This window comes from Flintibacter sp. P01028 (assembly GCF_041925235.1).
GTDB lineage: Bacteria > Bacillota > Clostridia > Oscillospirales > Oscillospiraceae > Lawsonibacter > Lawsonibacter aceti.
In genome coordinates this window covers 42,561-60,460 of sequence record NZ_JBHEVC010000008.1, presented here as the reverse complement: position 1 = coordinate 60,460, position 17,900 = coordinate 42,561, and the positions used below count along the sequence as shown (strand labels likewise).

Genomic DNA, 17,900 nt, shown 5'->3' with positions numbered 1-17,900 from the left:
CCATCATCCTTTCAGACAATCACTCGCAGACATAAGCAGGACAGGCAGATCCAGAGGGATCAGGCGGCCTGTATCGGAATCATACTCACCGATCTTGTAGAGGTCGAAGTCCTTCATAGCTGTGAAAAGCACAGAATCAACATTATTAACAGCGTGATTAAAATTTCGCATAGCGACGGCATCATTGACCTCGAAAGTAGGGGTAAGGAAACCAGTATGGATATCACGAATAGCGTAAACAGAAAATTTCATTTTACATACCTCCAAAAAATCCGTTGAGCCTCCAGAATCACTTCCATCTCTCTAAGCTTATAAACTCGACAGAATGGACAATTCGTTGCAGGGTCAAAACAAGATACACAATAACGATTAGAATCTTCCTCCAAACGAACTATGGATGCACCAAGAAAACCTTGATTCTCCAAAAAATACCGAAAGGAACGGATAGTCGACTTTCGATAAAGATCATCACATGCACCGCTCATAACCTAATACCTCCTCTATAAATTGTGGGGTTGATGTTAATTTTTTTCGACTTAGCGGCCGTCCGGCGAAAGGTACGCTTGTCACGGGCAATAGGCTCTTTCTTACGCATTTTTACAACCTCCTTTGTAATGACTTGATTTTATTTTCCTTGGAGGCTTCCTCGACAGCGAGGAGCTCCATAAAGGACATGTCAGTTGCGGCCAGCTTGGCCTTGGTAGCTTCCTCGGCCAGATGCTTCCGAATAGCTTTTATCTCGGCGGACTTCTCAGGATTCTCCACGTCAAAGAGCTTGTCGAAATATTTCGGAGGCTTGAACTTTTTGCCGCCATCTTTGGTAGACAAATTAATGTACTCATAATCGTAGACATCCGGGTGATCATCGTACCACTGACGACCAAGACCGGGCTTCCGGGACATAAGAGAAAAGGGTGACTCGATATTAAAACTCTCAAAAAAGCTGGGGCCGTAGGTGTTAGACTTCTTAGCGGTATACCGGGCAACATAGGCACAGGTTTCCCAACTAACATCAGCAACAACTACCATGCCATTTTGTGATCTTTCTGCAAGGGGAGTTATACAGGGCTGATGCCATAAAAAGTCCTCAAAGCCTCGAAAAAATGGGAATTTTGTCAGAAAAGTCCCCGAAAAAATTTAAGGAGGAATCCCGAATGAGAAACCTGAAACGGGCTCTGAGTCTGGCTCTGGCTTCCGTCATGGTCATTGGCATGATGGTCGTCGGCACCGGCGCGAGCTACGCCGATGTGTCTTCCGAGCAGAATCAGGAAGCCATCGAAGTTCTCCAGGCCGTCGGTGTTATGACCGGCGACGAGAACGGCAACTTCAACCCCGACGCCAAGGTCACCCGTAACGAGATGGCCGTCATCATGTCCAATATGCTGGACTACAAGGTGTCCAACTATGCCGGCACCGCTCCCTTTACCGATGTGCCCGCCTGGGCCGAGCCCTATGTGGCTGCCTGCTGGACCCACGGCATTATTTCCGGCTATGATACCAAGACCTTCGGCGGCAGCGACTCCGTCACCGCCGCTCAGGCCGCTCTGATGATGCTGAAGGCCCTGGGCTACTTCCAGTATCAGTCCGACTTCGGCGACAGCTGGGAGCTGTCCACCATCCGCAAGGCCAACCAGATCGACCTTTACAGCGATGTTAAGGCCGCCGCTCTGGAGGCTATGACCCGCAACGACGTGGCCCAGCTGGCTCTGAACACCCTGGAAGCCACTGTGGTCGATGCCTCCGGCGAGCCCAACAAGGTCATCACCCCCGACGGCACCACCGTTCTGGTCGGCGCGGTTGAGTACTTCGAGCTGGAGAAGTCCGGCAACCAGTACACCACCATCTTCGAGGGCAACAACGACAACGGCAAGTACACCGTCCAGCTGGGCGAGGAGCTGTACGACGGCGATCTGGAGAAGCGCGACAGCACCGACGAGTTCAATCGTCCTGCTTCCGTGTGGAGCTACCAGAGCCGCGAGATCGGCAAGTACGCCGACGCCGCCAAGTACACCTACACTGCCGCTGTGTCTAACAAGACTCTGGCCAACGACATTGGCAAGACCGCTCTGGACAACTACAGCTGGTCCGTTTCCGTGGACGGCAACTATCAGACCGCTGCCAAGCCCGACAAGAATGCCTCCGGCGACTGGTATCAGACCGGCAAGGGCGTTCTGACCCAGGTCTTTGTGGACAACAAGACCGAGTCCGTGGACGTGGTTCTGGTCAACTCCTACGTGGCCGAGATCACTAAGGTGGTCGAGGACGACGGCGAGTACACCCTGACCCTGAAGCCCTACGCTCCCAATGGCGGCAGCAACCCCGCCGCCGGTGACCGCACCTTCGAGACCGACGTTGTCGGCTTTGAGAAGGAGGACATCGTGGTCTACACCGCCGCTCAGAGCGAGATCCAGTCTGTTGCTAAGGCCGAGATCGTCAGCGGCGACGTGACCTCCGTCAAGATCGGCAAGAACGCCAGCCTGGACGGCACTCAGTACGACTACTCCAAGATGATCGCCAAGAATCTGGACGACAACACCGCCACCGATCCCTCTCTGAACGATGGCTATGAGTTCTATCTGGATACCTATGGCTACATGATCGCCTTCAAGGGCGTGGAAACCATCGACGACTATCTGTTCGTCACCAAGGCTCTGCCCAGCGTGACTGGCGTAGACGCCAAGGTCGTGCTGGCTGACGGCACTGAGAAGACCATTGCTGTCGACGAGGTCGAGGGCAACGGTGCCTCCGCCAAGGCCGAGGACGCTGTGATCGGCACTTACGGTGCTGACGGCGCTGTTGCTACTAACAACATCTACTCCTACACCGAGGACGACGGTGTCTATACTCTGACCGCTCTGAAGAGCGGCACCAGCGACGGCCAGTACAAGGCTATCCTGACCCTGGGCAGCTCCAATAACCAGTACAACGACACCACCCCCGCAAACTCCAAGGTGTATTACACCATCGAGCGGGACATCGCCAAGATGGTCGGTAAGGCCGCCTCCGGCAGCACCGCTCCCGCCGACGTCCGTCTGACCACCGACACTGTGTTCGTGGACGTGAAGGACAATGTGATCTACAACGGCTACACCGAGGTCGTGGACTATGAGCACGCCAACGCCGCTGTGGTCTTTGACAAGAACGGCAAGGCTGAGATCATCTTTGTCACCAACTGCTCCGTCAGCGGTGTGGACGCCGACTACTTCTTCGTGAAGGACGGCAAGCCCGTCATCACCAAGGACGGCTCCACCAAGTACTACACCTATGACGCCTTCATCGACGGCGAGGCCGTGAAGGTCACCACTAAGGGTATGCTGTCCGAGGCTGATGCCAGCGGCGTGCTGCCCAAGAACTCCCTGTACAAAATCACCAAGCAGAACGCCGACAACGAGGTCACTGCTGTTGATCGGATCGCCACCTGGGACGATACCAGCATCTTCACCAGCAACTATGCCACCCTGGCCGACGGCTACACTCTGGGCCTGCACAACGCCTCCAGCGACTTGGCTGATGGTCAGACCAACGACACCTTCCGCTATGACGACGAGACTGTCTTCGTGGTGATCGAGCCCAAGAACAAGAAGGGCACCGTGGTCGACGCTGACAAGGTCTATCTGGGCACCGACGCCGACATCGAGACCGAGGACGACGTGACCGCCGTCTATGTCATCGATGCCGACGACAAGACCGACGCCACTCCTTACGCCACTCTGGTCTATGTGATCAAGCAGGCTAACATCGGCGGGACCACCACCCCCGAAACTCCCGATTACACCGGCGTGTTTGTGGACATCAGCGATCCCACTGATGTGACCGTCACCTACAACGGCGATGCTACGCCCGAGCTGGAGACCATTCTGGCCGCTGTTGAGGCTGAGATCGTAAAGGCCGGCTACACCGTCAATGAGATCACCGAGAGCAGCACTCCTGGCACTTATGTGTTCAGCGCCACTAAGGGGAAGATCACTCGGAATTATGTTTATGATACCGATGATATTTCCGAGGTATTTGCTGTCACTGTAAAGCTGGCTGAGGGTCTGGAGGCATTTGCGAGCATTACCTCTGAGTCCACTGTGTACATGAATACCACTGAGGATGCTACTGTGAAGGTCACCTTCAAGGATTTGAAGAGTGCGACCCGTAACTTCACCGCCACTGGTGATGCTACCTTCGACGCTATGAGCAGTGTTGCCATTGATGCCAAAGGCGTTGCTGAACTGACTTTAAGCTCCAGCAACATTGATGCAGATCAGGAAATCACCATCAGCTGGTCTTAATTCCTGACTTTAGCGCATCCATTTCTTACACCCCCGGGCTTCGGTCCGGGGGTGTTCTTTCCCCTTTATTTTATCCCAAAGAGCCGGAAAGAGGACCCGGGCTTGATGGCGCTGCCCGGTCCGGAGCTGGTGCTGGAGGAGTACAGGTTGATGGTTTTCAGCTGTCCCAGCCCCAGCGCGGAACAGTGCCCGCCGCTCCGCTCGTACAGGTCCATGCTGATCGACAGGCCCTCCATCCCATAGCACAGCGCCCCGTTTGACTCCCAGAGGTCCAGAAAGCGTGTCGTCCAGCCGCTGCTGATCCCCAGGGAATACTCGGCATACCGGGTGGTGTTAGAGGACACGGTGTTTAGGGAGGAGTAGACCTTGTCGCTGATCCCGTTGAAGCGCATCCATATGGAATAACCGTTTGTGGCGGCCACAGCGGCCCGGACCACCAGAAACAGCTTGAGATAGGACCCCATGTCGAGCTGGCTCACATCCAGAGCCACCTTCTCCGTGTTCTGTGTCAGCGTCCTGTCCAGCAGCAATTCCAAGCGGTTGGCGGCCTGGACTGACTGGAGCGCTCCGCTCAGGGCGGTCAACTGCTCCACAGTTGCCGCTCCCTCCAGACCCGCCGAGAGCGCCGACAGCGCCCCGTCTATCTTCTGATTGTCCTCATTGAACTCTGTGCGGAGCACCGCATCCTCCGCCTCCCATTGGTTGAGCTGGTAATGCTGCGTCTTATTCGTTGACATAATGGTTCCTCCTTTAATGAGTAAGGTTAAGAGTGTGGCTTTTGCGGGGTACGCCTTTTTTACACACTTTGACAGGATTGTCTAAAGGGGGCCTGTAAACACGGCGCACCTAGTTGTCACGCCCTACACATAGGTCCCCCTCTGTCTAACACAAAAAACCGTCCCGGAGTAGGACGGTTTCATACATTTTTTGGAAATTATAAGCGAACTTTATTCCTTTTCAAAAAAGCTCCCCTGTCCTGGACAGGGGAGCTTTTTATTAGGCCGGTTCAGCCCACTTCAGCGGGGACAGGGGGCTCGGCCTCCTTCTTTTTCCGGCGGAAGGTATGGCTCAAGTCGTCGATGACTGAGTAATACACTGGAGTAAATACCAGGGTTATCACCGTAGATATGACCATGCCTGAGATCATCGTGACGCCCATATCGGTCATCATCTCGTTGGTCTCCCCAATACCAAGGGCCATGGGGATCATGGCAATCACCGTAGTCAGGGTGGTCATCAGAATGGGCCGGACGCGCAGGGGGCAGGCGTGGAGGATGGCCTCCTCCCGGCTTTCTCCCTTGGAGCGGCGGATCTTGATGTACTCCACGAGGATGATGGAGGAGTTGACCACCGTACCGGCCAGCATAATAATAGACACCAGCGCCAGGATGGACAGGTCCCGCCCAGTGAGGGGCAGGGCGAACAGAGCGCCAGTAAAGGCCACCGGGAGGATCAGCATGACCATGACCGGCATGGCAAAGGACTCGAACTGGACCGCCAGCACAAAGTAGACCAGCAGCAACGCAACCACCAGAGCAAAGCCCAAGTCAGCAAAGCTTTCCATCATATCCTCATAGGAGCCGGCGGTCTGGGCCTCATAGCCCTGGGGCATGGCATACCCGTCCAGGATCTCATTGATGGCGGCGGTCATCGCTGTTGTATCGCCGCTGATGGTATCACCGGTGATGGTGACCTGTCTGGTCTGGTTGCTGCGTGTGATGCTCTGGGGCGCCTGCTCCACAGTCACCTCCGCCACCGAGGACAGGGGGATGGTCCCCCCGTAGCTGGAAGGAACCGGCATGGACTTCAGGGCATCCAGACTGGCGGAGGCGGCCCCGTCGCCCTTGACCACTACATCATACTCCTTGTTGTCAATGGTAACTGTGGTGGCGGTGACGCCGGTCAGCTCCGACCGGACCGCGGAGCCAACAGACGCGGCGGTCAGGCCATATTGGGCGGCCGCCTCCCTCCGAATGGATACCTTGACCTGATCCACAGCCTCGGACAGAGAACTCTCCACATCCACGGCGTCAGGCAGGGCGGCAATTTGGTCCTTCAGATCGTTCGCGATCATCTCCAGCGTATCATAGTCATCGCCAGAGACCTCTACGTTGATATCGTTGCCGCTCATCATAGTCATGGAGCTGGAGGCGCTGACCGTGATCTCGCAGCCCGCGATATCCTGCAGTGCCAGACGCAGATCGTCCTCAATATCAAAGGCGCTGCGCTCCCGCTCACTCTTTCCCACAAGGTTGACACCCATGGTCACAGAGTTTCCAGAGGACATCATGGAGGAGCCGCCTCCCTGGGCGATGTAATACATATCTTCCATCTCCGGGACCTCCCGCTCCACAATGGCGGCGACACGATCGGAGATAGCGGTGGCCTCCTCCACAGAGGAGCCGATAGGCATTCCAATACTGATGGAAACGCTGTTCTGATCCATTTCCGGGATCATGACCATCTTGGTGTTGGCCAGGGTGAGAACAAATATTGCCACCAGACCAAGGGAGGCCAGCATTCCCATCTTCAGATGGCGGACAAAATAGCCCAGAAGGCCCATATAGCCGTGATAGATCCGCTGGAACAGGCGGGTGGAGAAGGTAGCCCCACCGCTCCTCTTCAGGGCCCGGGCGGCCTGCTTCTCCCTGCGGCGACGGACCTTCTCCTCATCCAGGGTAAAGTAGCACAGAAGGGGCACCAGTGTGAGAGAGATAATCAAAGAAGCCGCGATCAACGACGCGATGGTCAGACAGAAGTCGCGGAACATATCCCCCGCCATACCTTCCACCAGTCCCAAGGGGACGAACACGGCCAGAGTGGTGAGGGTGGAGGCTACCACAGAGGAGGTGACCTCCTGGGTTCCATCGACACAGGCACTCAACCGATTGTGTCCTTCGTCAGAAAAACGGTTGATGTTTTCCAGTACGACGATGGAGTTGTCCACAATCATACCTACGCCCATGGCGATGCCGCCCAGACTCATCATGTTTAAGGTCAGGTCCAGCACGCTCATCAGAACGAACACAGACAGGATGCACACGGGCATGGAGATACAAATAGTTAGGGTAGAGCCTCCCCGGCGCAGGAACAGCAGCACCACGACAGCGGCCAGCAGGACGCCCTGCCAGATGTTGCTGAAGGCAGAGTTCACCGACTGGTCAATGTAATCACTGGCGATATAGGGGACAGAGTAACGAATATTTGGGTTCTCCGCCGCCAGCTCCTGGAGCCGTGTTTCCACAGCCCGCGCCACGGCCATTTCATTTCCGCCCGCCTGCTTGGATACCTGAAGAATAACGCAGGAGGTTCCCCCTACTTTAGCGACCGCGTCCAGGTCCTCCGCCTCCATCCTGACATCGGCCACCTCGGACAGACGGACTGTCCCGCCGGCCGGCAGCGTAATCAGGGTGTTGGCAACATCCTCCAGTGAGGTGTATTTGGCGTCGGTGGACACCGTCAGCTTCTTCGAGCCGCTCTGTAGATCGCCGCCGGGGTACAGCAGGTTCTGTCCTGCCAAGAACTGACTGATATAGCTGTTAGACAGGCCAAAGCCCGCCGCCTTGGCCGGGTCAATCTCCACGGCGATCTGTTGCGCGTTTCCGCCGCCGACGGATACCTGTGCCACTCCGTCGATGCGCTCCAGGGCGGGAGCAATCTCATCCTCCGCCAGAGTCTGGAGCTGGGACAGGTCCTCGCCCATCAGGGCAATCATAGCTGTGGGCATCAGTTCACTGGCGTTGATGTTGATGATCATGGGGTCTGCGGCGTCCTCCGGCAGGGAAACCATGTCAAATTTCTCCCGCAGCTTGGTAGCCGCAATGTCTAGGTCGGTTCCTTCCTCGTAAGTAATTTGAATGGTACTGACGCTCTCTGACGAAGTGGATTGGATCTCATCCACACCGGAAACCGACATAATAGCGGATTCCAATGGAGCGGTCACCAGATCCTCAATGTCGCTGGGGTTGGCACCCACATAGGTAGTCATCACCACAGCCATGGGCATTTCCATATTAGGCATCAGAGCCATTTGCAGGCGGGCGCTGAAAAGGACACCGAAGATGACCACCATGATGACTGCCAACAATGTCGCTACTTTATGGCGGATACAGGCTTTTGCAGTATTCATCAGGGCTCAATCCTCCCCGGATACGATCCGCACCGCAGTGCCGTCAGCCAGATAGGACTGGCCCACAGTTACGAGCTGCTGCCCTTCGCTCAGGCCAGAGGTCACCTCGGTTACACCGTTTCCGGTCAGCCCAATCGTCACCTCGGTGTACTTGGCCACGCCATCCTCCACTACAAAGGCATATTGGGTCGAACCGCTGGTCAGGATGGCCTCAGTGGGAACTACCACAGCGTCCGCAGAGGTGTCCGTGTGGAAGGTCACATCGGCGAACATACCAGACAGCAGGCCCTCGATGTCCTCGTCCAAGGCTACAGTGACGGTATATAGCTTGGTCTGCGCATTGGCCGCCTTTTCGATGCCCCGGATGGTCCCCACCGTGGATACGCCTAGGGAACTGATGGTCACGTCGGCTTCATCTCCCTGGCCAAGCTTGGGTACCAGAGCCTCCGACACAGACACCTGGACCTTCATGGTGTCCACTCCCTCCACCACGGCTACCGGCATAGAGGCAGATACATAGCCACCCTCTGTGGCATTTAAAGTAACCACAGTCCCGGCAACGGGGGAAATCACATTTCCACCACTGTCTACATTCTCTAAAACAGTGGCCAGCTGCTCCACATTAGATTTATAGCTCTGCATCCCAGCCTCTAACTGGGAGAGCGTGGAGTTGCGGGTTGCAACGGCGCTCTCCAGCTGGAGTTCAGCCTGATCGATCTCCAGCTGAGAAGCCGCCCCAATCTCCTTCAGCGCCTTCAGGTCGCTGAGGTTTTTCTCATATAAGGCGATCTGGCTGTCAAAGACTGCCTTCTGATCCTGGTAGCTTTGAACAGCGGAACTGTAACTAATATTGGCGGCGTTGTAAGAGGAGAGGGTGCTCGCCATATCCAGTGTGCAGATTTTCTCCCCGGCAGATACGGTATCACCCGCCTCCACATAGACAGCGGTACACTGGGCATTGACAGCCACAAAAATGGACTCTTGTCCGTCAGCGACCACCTTGCCAGACACCTTGTTCTCTGTGGAGATGGTCTGGCGGGATACCTCCTCCACCTGAACCGCCACGCCGGCGGGGACATCTGTCTGGGAGCTGTCCTCCTCCCCAGACTGGCAGGCGGCAAGGGACAAGATCATGGCGGCCGCCAGGACAGTGGAAATCGTACGAGTGTGCTTCATGGTGCTCTCCTTCAATTCAAAATGCCGTAGTCCACGGCCCAGCGGTAATTGTTATAAGCGGTAAACAGGTCGACCTCAGCGCCCTCCACCGTTTCCTGGGCGCTCTTCACCTTGTCCTCCGCCTCCAACAGCCCGTTGTCGGACAAGCTGCCCTGGCTATGCTTCAGTTGGGCCACGGAGTAATTGTCCTGCTCCACCGCCAAGGCGGTCCTGGCGGCGTCCAGCACCTGCTTATAGTCCTTCACTTGGAGGTACAGGGAGCGGAAGCTGTTTTCAAAGCTCTGTAATGTCGCCTGATAAGTATATTGGGCAGATTCCCAGGTGTGCTGGGCGGAAACATACTGATACTTTTTCTCGTTGTAATTGTAATCCTTTCCAGCGTCCTTAAAGTCCTCTTGGGCGTCTTCCAAGGTGCGCTGGGCGGCAAACAGATCGTAGCTGACCTCCTTGGCGGCAGCCAAATCCGCCTCCAGGTCCATTTCCTCCAGCTGTTGGCTGGTGACCTGGGGCAGCCCCTGAAGCTGGATGTTCCCGGTCTGCTCCGCTCCGATCAGCATCTCAAGCTGTGCCTTGTAGTTGGAGATATTCATCTCCAGTGTTTGCTGACCGCTGACCAGGGCCGTGCGGCTGGCCTGTGTCTGACGCAGTGTCTGGGAAGAAATATGGCCCAGCTCATAGCGCAGCTCCATTTCCTGGATAGTGCGGTCCAGGGCAGTCAGCTGGCGGTCCAGGGCGCTGTCATTCAACTCCAAATCCACCAAAGCCACATATAGGGATTCAGCTGCCATTATAATCTGCTCCTGGGCGTTTTCCAGCTGGCGGATGACAGCGGCGTTGTCCTCCTGGATCTTTCCATCTTTCAAATCGTCAAAGGTATCCCGCAGGGAATCGTAGGCGGCATCCATAGAGGAGGCGGCGATAGAGCCCACAGCACCTCCTGTGACAATCATTCCCCACTGGGCCTGGGCAATCTGGTTAATCTGCTTGCGGATATCGTCGGTCATTTTTTCATAATCTATGGCCTCGATGGCCTGGATACTCTCCTCCAAGGCTAACAGATTCAGATTGTTCTCCCGCAGGCGGTGCTCCAAGTTGGTAAAACTGATAGAGCCCACCGGATCAGGTATGTATTCCTCCGCGGGCGGCTGTTCCTCCTGTTCCTCCTCCGCTTCCCCAGCGTCCGCTCCATAGACGGCGCTCTCCATCTCCTCGGCGCCTTCCGTATTTTCCGGGGAAACATCCGGTTCTCCAGAGGTTGGGGCCCCGTCAGTCTGGGTAGCGGTGCTCCCGGAGGACACGGCGTCGTCCTCCACAGCCAGAGCCGCCCCGCCAATCAGGGACAGCCCCAGCGCCGCCGCCAGCAGCAGCGCGATGGTCCTATGTTTCATGTGGTTTCCTCCTCATGTGTCCGGGCTGCGCAGCCATAGCGCAGCAAATCGATTCTTGCTTGCAGGATATCACGTTGTATCTCCCGCTGACTATATTCCTGTAGAGTTTCCACGACAGCACCGCCTAAAATAGCCATGCCCAGGAAAAAGATATGTTCCGCATACTCTCTATTCTGTTGCCGCAGCCCGGTCATATCCGTCTCATCCCATAAAGGTTCTGGCATCAATCCTGGTCGTTCTGTCAAAAAGCTCTGGGTCTCTATCCCCGGATTGAGGCGCAGGACCTGAATAAAACGTGCCAGCACTGGGTCAGCGACTCCTCTTTGTTGAACTAAACGGTCAAACGCCCCAAGAGGAAGGGATAATAAATCACCTTCATGGGTGTGCAAAATATCCCGCAGGCTTTGGATAAAATATTCCCGTACACCTTTTAGTAAGTAACGGATCATGTCCTCCTTATCGGTAAAGTATTGGTAGAAGCTACCCCTTGGAATGTGGGCAGCCGCAATGATACGGTTGATAGATACATCAGTGAATCTGACCCGGGTACATTCCTCCCAGCAGGCGTCCATCAGCCGCAGCCGTTTTTCTTCCGGCAGGCGAAAAAATGTACTGGTTGGCATATGCGTCCTCCCTTATGACGACCTGTCGCTTATGACAGCCTGTCGCATATTATACACACCATCTCCCCCTGTGTCAACTCAAAGACCTGTTACGATTTTGTGAATTTTTTGAGGCCCTATTTGGTAGACATCCCAAATTATTTTTCTCTTCTATGTCTACCAAATGTCTACCAAAAAAAGCGGGAAAGCGCTGGGAAACAGGGCTTTCCCGCTTTTCCATTTTCTGGGTGTCTACCAGATGTCTACCAAGGGTACTTTTTCTTTGGAAAAGCGCCCTTTTTTATTTGCTCTTAGCGGGTTTTCCTCACCTTTTTTGCTGTGCAAGGGGCGTTATACTTCCGCTGGGCCGACTATTGGGCGAAAACTCCCCTGTTTTGAACGAAAAAAGCGCGAAAATTCAGGCGTTTTCCCCTAACAATGACCGCTGTAAAATAATGGCTCTCTACTCGAAACAGGTCGGAGGGCGGCCCCTGAACGTTGCCATGGAGCGCTCCACAGGGCCTCTGCTGACGGTCGGCACAGGAAGGGGCAGCTCTCCCGCCTGTTTCGGGTTCCGGGGCGAAAAGCGGTCAGTTGAGATATGGTCCGAAAGGCTGCACAGGTCCGAGGGCCAAAAAATTTAAGGAGGAATCCCGAATGAGAAACCTGAAGCGGGCCCTTAGCCTGGCTCTGGCTTCCGTCATGGTCATGGGCCTGATGGTAGTCGGCACCGGCGCGGCCTACGACGATGTGTCTTCCAAGCAGAATCAGGAAGCCATCGAAGTTCTCCAGGAAGTCGGTGTTATGACCGGCGACGAGAACGGCAACTTCAACCCCGACGCACTGGTCACCCGTAATGAGATGGCCGTGGTCATGTCCAACCTGATGGACTACCGCGTAGCCAACTACAAGGGCACCAGCCCCTTTACCGATGTCCCCGCATGGGCTGAACCCTATGTAGCCGCCTGCTACACCAACGGCATCACTTCCGGTGTCAGCGCCACCACCTACGGCGGTGACCAGTCTGTCACCACTGCCCAGGCCGCTCTGATGCTGATGAAGGCCCTGGGTTACTTCCAGTTCCAGTCCGACTTTGAGAATGACTGGCAGTTCTCCACCATCAAGCAGGCCAACAAGATCGACCTGTTCATCGATGTGGAGTCCGGCGTCATCGAGCCCATGACCCGCAACGACTTGGCTCAACTGGTGCTGAACACCCTGAAGGCCGGCACTGTTGAGGCCGACAACGACACCATCAAGGTCGACGCCGACGGCGTCAAGGTTGAGGCTGGTAAGGTCAGCTACAACTTCATCACCAGCGGCGAGTCCTATGCCGGCGCCATCAAGGGCCTGACCACCGCCGGCACTGTTGTCAACTCCGGCACCCGAATCGTGGAGCTGGGCGAGAAGCTGTATCAGGGCGATCTGAAGATGTACGAGGATCGCAGCGACGACTTCGGCCGTCCCGGCACCCGCTGGACCTACAAGACCACTACCATTGGCACCTACTCCGATACCCCCGCCGCCACCTACACCGCCAAGATGAGCAAGGACGACCTGTACGACCTGCTGGGCAAGGACGTGGTGGACGACTATCGTCTGGATCTGTTCGTTGACGGTGTGAAGGTGGCCGACGAGGTCGCCATCACCACCACCTACGCTCAGGCCAACTCCTCCTCCGCCTCCTGCCAGAGCGGCAAGGGCGTGCTGACCGAGGTGTATACGGACGCCGACAAGGAACTGGTCACCGTCACCGTGTCCAACACCTATCTGATGCAGGCCACCGGCGACTACAACGAGAGCAAGGGCACTGTGGCTGTCACCACTCTGACCACTCCCATTGGCGGTCTGACCAACAGCGTCAACTCCCTGGCTGACGACGACTTCGACTCCGTCAAGGATATGGCCGAGGACGACTACATCCTGTACACCTACGCTGGCGGCAAGGTTCAGTCCGCTGTGAAGGCTGAGGTCCTGACCGGCGAGGTCACCGCTTACTCCGACGCTACCAAGACCTATGGCGACGCCGGCGGCAACGTGACCATCGACGGCACCAAGCACGATTACGCCAAGTTCGCTGATGTAAGCACCGATCACGGCTGCGGCACCGTCTTCTCCGTAGGCAACAGCGCCGCCATCGTGCTGGATCAGTATGGCTACGCCCTGTATGTGGACGACGCTGCCCTGTCCATGGGCAACTATGTCTACATCTCCCGTATCGCCAAGGAGACCAACCTGTCCACCAAGGTTATCGCTGACGCCTACTTCTTCGACGGCACCAACGAGACCATCACCTTGAAGCCAGGCACCGCCGTTGCCAACAGCATTGGTAGCAACACCGCTCTGGATTTGGGCCATTGGTACTCTTACAGCAAGAACAGCAAGGACGAGTACACTCTGACCAAGGCCGCGACCACTGGCACCGGCACCGCTACTGTTGTTATTGATTCTACCTACACCGCCATCAAGAACAACAAGGTAGCCATGTTCAATGATAGCAATGGCAATGCAGTTGCCGGCAACAGCAACACCGTGTTCATCGTGAAGGACAAGAACGACGACATCACTGTTTACACCGGCATCACCAATGTACCAGACATCACCTTCAAGACTGCTGACAGCGACCACAAGATCGCCTTTATGCGGGACAAGGACAACAGCAGCAAGGCCGCCTCTTTGGTCTTTGTGGACACCGGTGCCAACGGCCGTGTGAAGAGCGTGGTTGACAGCCTGCTGTACACCATCAAGAAGGACACCACCTTCGTGGACAACAACAACAACGAGCGGATCAATCGCTGGATCGTGGTGCTGGACGGCGAGCTGACTAAGGTTGACACCAAGGAAACCTGGGTTGCGAAGGCCCTGTATGAGGACTACTCCATCGATGCCGACGGCTACTATGAGACCGGCTCCGCCTTTGATGTTAGCGACGTTGATAAGGACGCTGTCCCTCTGAGCGGCGACAAGATTAACCAGAGCGGCGACACCCTGACCCTGGATACCACTCCCCTGGTGATTGGTGAGGATACCAAGATTTCCTTGGTTATGATTCCTGACAACAAGGGCGACCGCTACCCCCTGTCCGGCGAAGTCATGAACGACAACAACGCCGACTATGAGGTGGTGGAGAGCATTGCTGCCCGTTCCCTGGCCAACCTGTTCAAGGATCGCACCGTGACTGGTACTGCCTATGTCATCTACGATGACAAGAACGACAGCGACCTGGCCGCCCGGGTCTATGTGGTCGTAACTGCCTGCTCCAAGGTAGACGGTAGCGTTGTCACTCCTCCGGATCCCACCGTGGATGGTTACACCACCCATGTTTCCAAGGTCGATGGTTCCGAGATTACAGTAAATGCTGTGGCTTCTGAGAGCGCTGGTAATGTTCAGAGCGTTGCCATCAACTACCTCAAGGCCCAGGATTATACCGACATCTCCGCTACCAGCAACACTGCTCTGAGAGCTGTTAAGGATGGTGTGACCTATAACTTTACCATTACCAGAAATGAAGCTAAGGTCATCACCTATACCAACAACATGGGCGGTGAATGGGTCCTGAAGGGCGATAAGTACGCTGCTGATGGCGATACCGTCAACGTGTATGTTTCTCACCCCACTTGGACTGGCTCCAGCGAAAGCGACAAGCGCACCTTCAATTACACTGGCGCCGCTAGCGGTAATTCCGGTGCTAAGTTGCCCTCCAATGGTGAGGCTTCTTTCCAGGTAGTAATCGCTGATGCCGACCAGGCTTTGGCTGTTACTGTGAGCTGAACCAGAAACAGTTGAATCCAATCTAGCACTGAGGCACCCCCGGAGAAATCCGGGGGTGCCAGCCTTTTATCCAACAGCCAGATAGTGATAGGTGGTATCCGCTGAATTGCAGGATACCCCGGCGTACTCCCCTATTCTGGTTTCGTACACCGTAAAGCCCGTATCCGTCACCTCCACACCGGGGTAATACTCATAGGGGGAGGAAATTGACCGGCGATATCGGTGGCTGGCAGAATGGCCGGGGAGGGCCAGACCGCCGAACATATAGCCGGAGGAATTGGGGCTGTACATCAGGCCGCTCTGGGTCATGGTCAGGACCGCCTTGGGAGCAAAGCCCAGGGGGATGGTCTGGCTGGCCGCTCCATTCCCCTGATAGGTCCCGGTGACAATTTTGGGGATGGCGGAGCGAAGCTCCGCCCGCTCCTGGGCCGCCTGGGCCATGGCGCTGTCCAGCTTGGCGTTGTCCTGGTTGAACTCCGCACGGAGCACCTTGTCCTCCGCCTCCCATTGGTTGAGGTGGTAGTGTTGTGTCTTGTTCGTTGACATGGTAGTTCCTCCTTTAATTAAAGTTATTGTTTTGGCTCTCTTTTTTTGGAGGGGCTGTCAGCCATGGGCTTCCACCGAAGTGCCCTCTACCCGACACAAAAAAACGCCCCGGAGTGGGACGGCTGCATACATTTTTTGGAAATCATAGGGCAATTTTGTCCAAAACAAGGCCCGCCGGTCCCATGGACCGGCGGGCCTTGTTTGATTCACTCACAGGTTCAGCCTTTGAGACTCTCCGCCCAGACGGAGTATTTGGACACCTTTTCGTCGCACTCAGCCTGGGTCTGTCCATTGGCCAGGATATAGACCTTGACCTTGGGTTCGGTGCCGGAGGGTCGGACAATCAGGCTGGTCCCGTCGGTCATCTCATAGCGCAGGACATTGGAGCCGGACAGCTCCATAAAGGATTTGGAACCATCGGCCACAGCGACTACGGAGCCATCCTGGTAGTCCTTCTGCTCCTTTACCGCCACACCGGCAATCTCCACCGGGGGCTGGGAGCGCAAGGACGCCATGAGCGCGGCCATCTTCTTTAGCCCGTCCAATCCAGGCATGACCAGATTCAGGGTCTTTTCCCCGTAGCAGCCGTACTTTTGATAGAGCGCCTGGAGGGCATCGTAGAGCGTCATGCCCTGAGAGGCGTACCAGGCAGCCATCTCGGTGAGCTCCACACTGGCGGACACAGCGTCCTTGTCCCGCACATAGTCACCCAGCATATAACCGTAGGACTCCTCGTAGGACATGATGACGCTGCCCTGGCCGCTTTCCTCCAGCTGGTCCTTCTTCTGGGCCAGGAACTTGAAGCCAGTGAAGGTGTCATAGCACTGAAGGCCGTTGACCTCGGCCACCTTACGGGCCATCTCGGTGGTGACGATGGTTTTCAGAGCTACGGGCTTGTCCGGCATCCTGCCTGTGCGGCGCTTGGCTCCGATCAGGTAGTCCAGCAGCAGTACGCCGGTCTGGTTGCCGGAAATGACCTTAAAGTTGCCGTCCCCGGTCCTGACCATGATGCCCACCCGGTCCGCGTCCGGGTCGGAGCCCAGGATAAAGTCCGCCCCATGCCGCTTCGCCAGCTCCACCGCCAGGGCAAAGCCTTCTGGGTTTTCCGGGTTGGGGGAGACCACGGTGGGGAAGTTCCCGTCCACCACCATCTGCTCCGGAACGCAGATGACGTGCTTCATGCCCAGACGGCGCAGGGCCTCGGGAATCAGTTGGTAGCCGGTGCCGTGGAAGGGGGTATACACCATTTTAAAGGTGTCCGCCACCTGCTCCACCACGGCTTTGTCATTGACCTGCTCCATGACGTTGGCCAGGAATTTCTCGTCGGTCTCCGCCCCCATGAGGACGATCTGGCCGCTGGCTACGGCCTGGTCGTAATCCATGGTTTTTACACAGGCAAACACGTCCAGCTCCTTCATCTTTTTGGCCACCTCGTCGGCGTGCCTGGGAGGGAGCTGGGCCCCATCCTCCCAGTAAACCTTATAGCCGTTATACTCCTTGGGGTTATGGCTGGCGGTGACATTGATGCCGGCGATGCAGCCATACTCCCGAACGGCAAAGGAAAGCTCCGGCGTGGGGCGGAGCGCCTGGAACAGACGGACAGGGACGCCGTTGGCGGCCATGACACAGGCGGCCTCTTTGGCAAAAATATCAGAATTGTTCCGGCAGTCAAAGCAGATCGCCACCCCCCGGGCGGCAGCTTGGGGCCCCTCCTCCAGAATCACCTGGGCAAAGGCCTGGGTGGCGTGGCGGATGACATGGACGTTCATCCGGTACAGTCCCACCCCCATGGTGCCCCGCAGGCCGGCGGTGCCAAAGGAGAGCTGATCGAAGAAACGGGATTCGATCTCCTTGGGGTCGTTCTGGATGGACTCCAGCTCCGCCTTCTCCGCGGCGGAGAGGGCGGGGCTGTGGAGCCACTCCTGGTATCTATCTTGATAGGACATAGAAAAATCCTCCTCTGGTGGTAAGATCAGGTTTCGCCCACAGTATAACACAGAAAAAGGGAAAT

Annotated in this window: 11 protein-coding genes; 2 read left to right on the top strand and 9 right to left on the bottom strand. The window is 56.2% G+C overall.

What is annotated here, in order from left to right:
- Nucleotides 1-3: 3 nt before the first annotated feature.
- Both ACEVJK_RS12925 and ACEVJK_RS12920 read right to left on the bottom strand, forming a co-directional pair.
- Nucleotides 4-252, bottom strand: coding sequence for a phage ORF5 protein (locus tag ACEVJK_RS12925; protein ID WP_374740751.1), 249 nt, complete (start codon nt 250-252; stop codon nt 4-6).
- 345 nt (nt 253-597) lie between these two features.
- Complete coding sequence (locus tag ACEVJK_RS12920; RefSeq protein WP_374740750.1) at nt 598-1,029, bottom strand: hypothetical protein; 432 nt, start codon at nt 1,027-1,029, stop codon at nt 598-600.
- 125 nt (nt 1,030-1,154) lie between these two features.
- Here ACEVJK_RS12920 and ACEVJK_RS12915 point away from each other — a divergent pair, with 125 nt between their 5' ends.
- Nucleotides 1,155-4,277 (top strand): S-layer homology domain-containing protein, encoded by a 3,123-nt coding sequence (locus ACEVJK_RS12915; RefSeq protein WP_374740749.1) that lies wholly within the window; start codon nt 1,155-1,157, stop codon nt 4,275-4,277.
- 65 nt (nt 4,278-4,342) lie between these two features.
- Here ACEVJK_RS12915 and ACEVJK_RS12910 read toward each other — a convergent pair whose 3' ends face one another.
- The 5 genes from ACEVJK_RS12910 to ACEVJK_RS12890 all read right to left on the bottom strand — a co-directional run bounded on the left by ACEVJK_RS12910 (nt 4,343) and on the right by ACEVJK_RS12890 (nt 11,593).
- A complete protein-coding gene (locus ACEVJK_RS12910) occupies nt 4,343-5,014 on the bottom strand; it encodes a hypothetical protein (protein WP_374740748.1) in 672 nt (223 codons plus the stop codon).
- 269 nt (nt 5,015-5,283) lie between these two features.
- Nucleotides 5,284-8,406 (bottom strand): efflux RND transporter permease subunit, encoded by a 3,123-nt coding sequence (locus tag ACEVJK_RS12905; protein WP_374740747.1) that lies wholly within the window; start codon nt 8,404-8,406, stop codon nt 5,284-5,286.
- Between the two features lie 6 nt (nt 8,407-8,412).
- Nucleotides 8,413-9,582 carry an efflux RND transporter periplasmic adaptor subunit gene (locus tag ACEVJK_RS12900; protein ID WP_147572333.1) on the bottom strand — a complete coding sequence of 390 codons (1,170 nt, stop codon included), beginning with the start codon at nt 9,580-9,582 and terminating at the stop codon, nt 8,413-8,415.
- 11 nt (nt 9,583-9,593) lie between these two features.
- The gene (locus ACEVJK_RS12895; RefSeq protein ID WP_374740745.1) at nt 9,594-10,970 is read right to left on the bottom strand and encodes a TolC family protein; all 1,377 of its coding nucleotides are present in this window, start codon (nt 10,968-10,970) and stop codon (nt 9,594-9,596) included.
- A complete protein-coding gene (locus tag ACEVJK_RS12890; protein WP_147572335.1) occupies nt 10,967-11,593 on the bottom strand; it encodes a TetR/AcrR family transcriptional regulator in 627 nt (208 codons plus the stop codon). Before ACEVJK_RS12890 ends, ACEVJK_RS12895 begins: the two co-directional genes overlap by 4 nt.
- Nucleotides 11,594-12,229: 636 nt before the next feature.
- On the opposite strand from ACEVJK_RS12890, the gene ACEVJK_RS12885 reads away from it, so the two are divergent.
- On the top strand, nt 12,230-15,343 hold the full coding sequence (locus tag ACEVJK_RS12885; protein WP_374740744.1) for an S-layer homology domain-containing protein: 3,114 nt from the start codon (nt 12,230-12,232) through the stop codon (nt 15,341-15,343).
- Nucleotides 15,344-15,409: 66 nt separating this feature from the next.
- On the opposite strand, the gene ACEVJK_RS12880 is transcribed toward ACEVJK_RS12885, so the two are convergent.
- Together ACEVJK_RS12880 and ACEVJK_RS12875 are read right to left on the bottom strand one after the other, a co-directional pair.
- Nucleotides 15,410-15,889 carry a hypothetical protein gene (locus ACEVJK_RS12880; protein WP_240286565.1) on the bottom strand — a complete coding sequence of 160 codons (480 nt, stop codon included), beginning with the start codon at nt 15,887-15,889 and terminating at the stop codon, nt 15,410-15,412.
- A gap of 218 nt (nt 15,890-16,107) precedes the next feature.
- Nucleotides 16,108-17,835, bottom strand: coding sequence for a phospho-sugar mutase (locus ACEVJK_RS12875; RefSeq protein ID WP_147572338.1), 1,728 nt, complete (start codon nt 17,833-17,835; stop codon nt 16,108-16,110).
- Nucleotides 17,836-17,900: the final 65 nt, after the last annotated feature.

Bases quoted from the DNA above. Each gene is read 5' to 3' on its own strand.
- ACEVJK_RS12925 (WP_374740751.1), bottom strand. From the start codon at position 252: ATGAAATTTTCTGTTTACGCTATTCGTGATATCCATACTGGTTTCCTT.
- ACEVJK_RS12920 (WP_374740750.1), bottom strand. From the start codon at position 1,029: ATGGTAGTTGTTGCTGATGTTAGTTGGGAAACCTGTGCCTATGTTGCC.
- ACEVJK_RS12915 (WP_374740749.1), top strand. From the start codon at position 1,155: ATGAGAAACCTGAAACGGGCTCTGAGTCTGGCTCTGGCTTCCGTCATG.
- ACEVJK_RS12910 (WP_374740748.1), bottom strand. From the start codon at position 5,014: ATGTCAACGAATAAGACGCAGCATTACCAGCTCAACCAATGGGAGGCG.
- ACEVJK_RS12905 (WP_374740747.1), bottom strand. From the start codon at position 8,406: ATGAATACTGCAAAAGCCTGTATCCGCCATAAAGTAGCGACATTGTTG.
- ACEVJK_RS12900 (WP_147572333.1), bottom strand. From the start codon at position 9,582: ATGAAGCACACTCGTACGATTTCCACTGTCCTGGCGGCCGCCATGATC.
- ACEVJK_RS12895 (WP_374740745.1), bottom strand. From the start codon at position 10,970: ATGAAACATAGGACCATCGCGCTGCTGCTGGCGGCGGCGCTGGGGCTG.
- ACEVJK_RS12890 (WP_147572335.1), bottom strand. From the start codon at position 11,593: ATGCCAACCAGTACATTTTTTCGCCTGCCGGAAGAAAAACGGCTGCGG.
- ACEVJK_RS12885 (WP_374740744.1), top strand. From the start codon at position 12,230: ATGAGAAACCTGAAGCGGGCCCTTAGCCTGGCTCTGGCTTCCGTCATG.
- ACEVJK_RS12880 (WP_240286565.1), bottom strand. From the start codon at position 15,889: ATGTCAACGAACAAGACACAACACTACCACCTCAACCAATGGGAGGCG.
- ACEVJK_RS12875 (WP_147572338.1), bottom strand. From the start codon at position 17,835: ATGTCCTATCAAGATAGATACCAGGAGTGGCTCCACAGCCCCGCCCTC.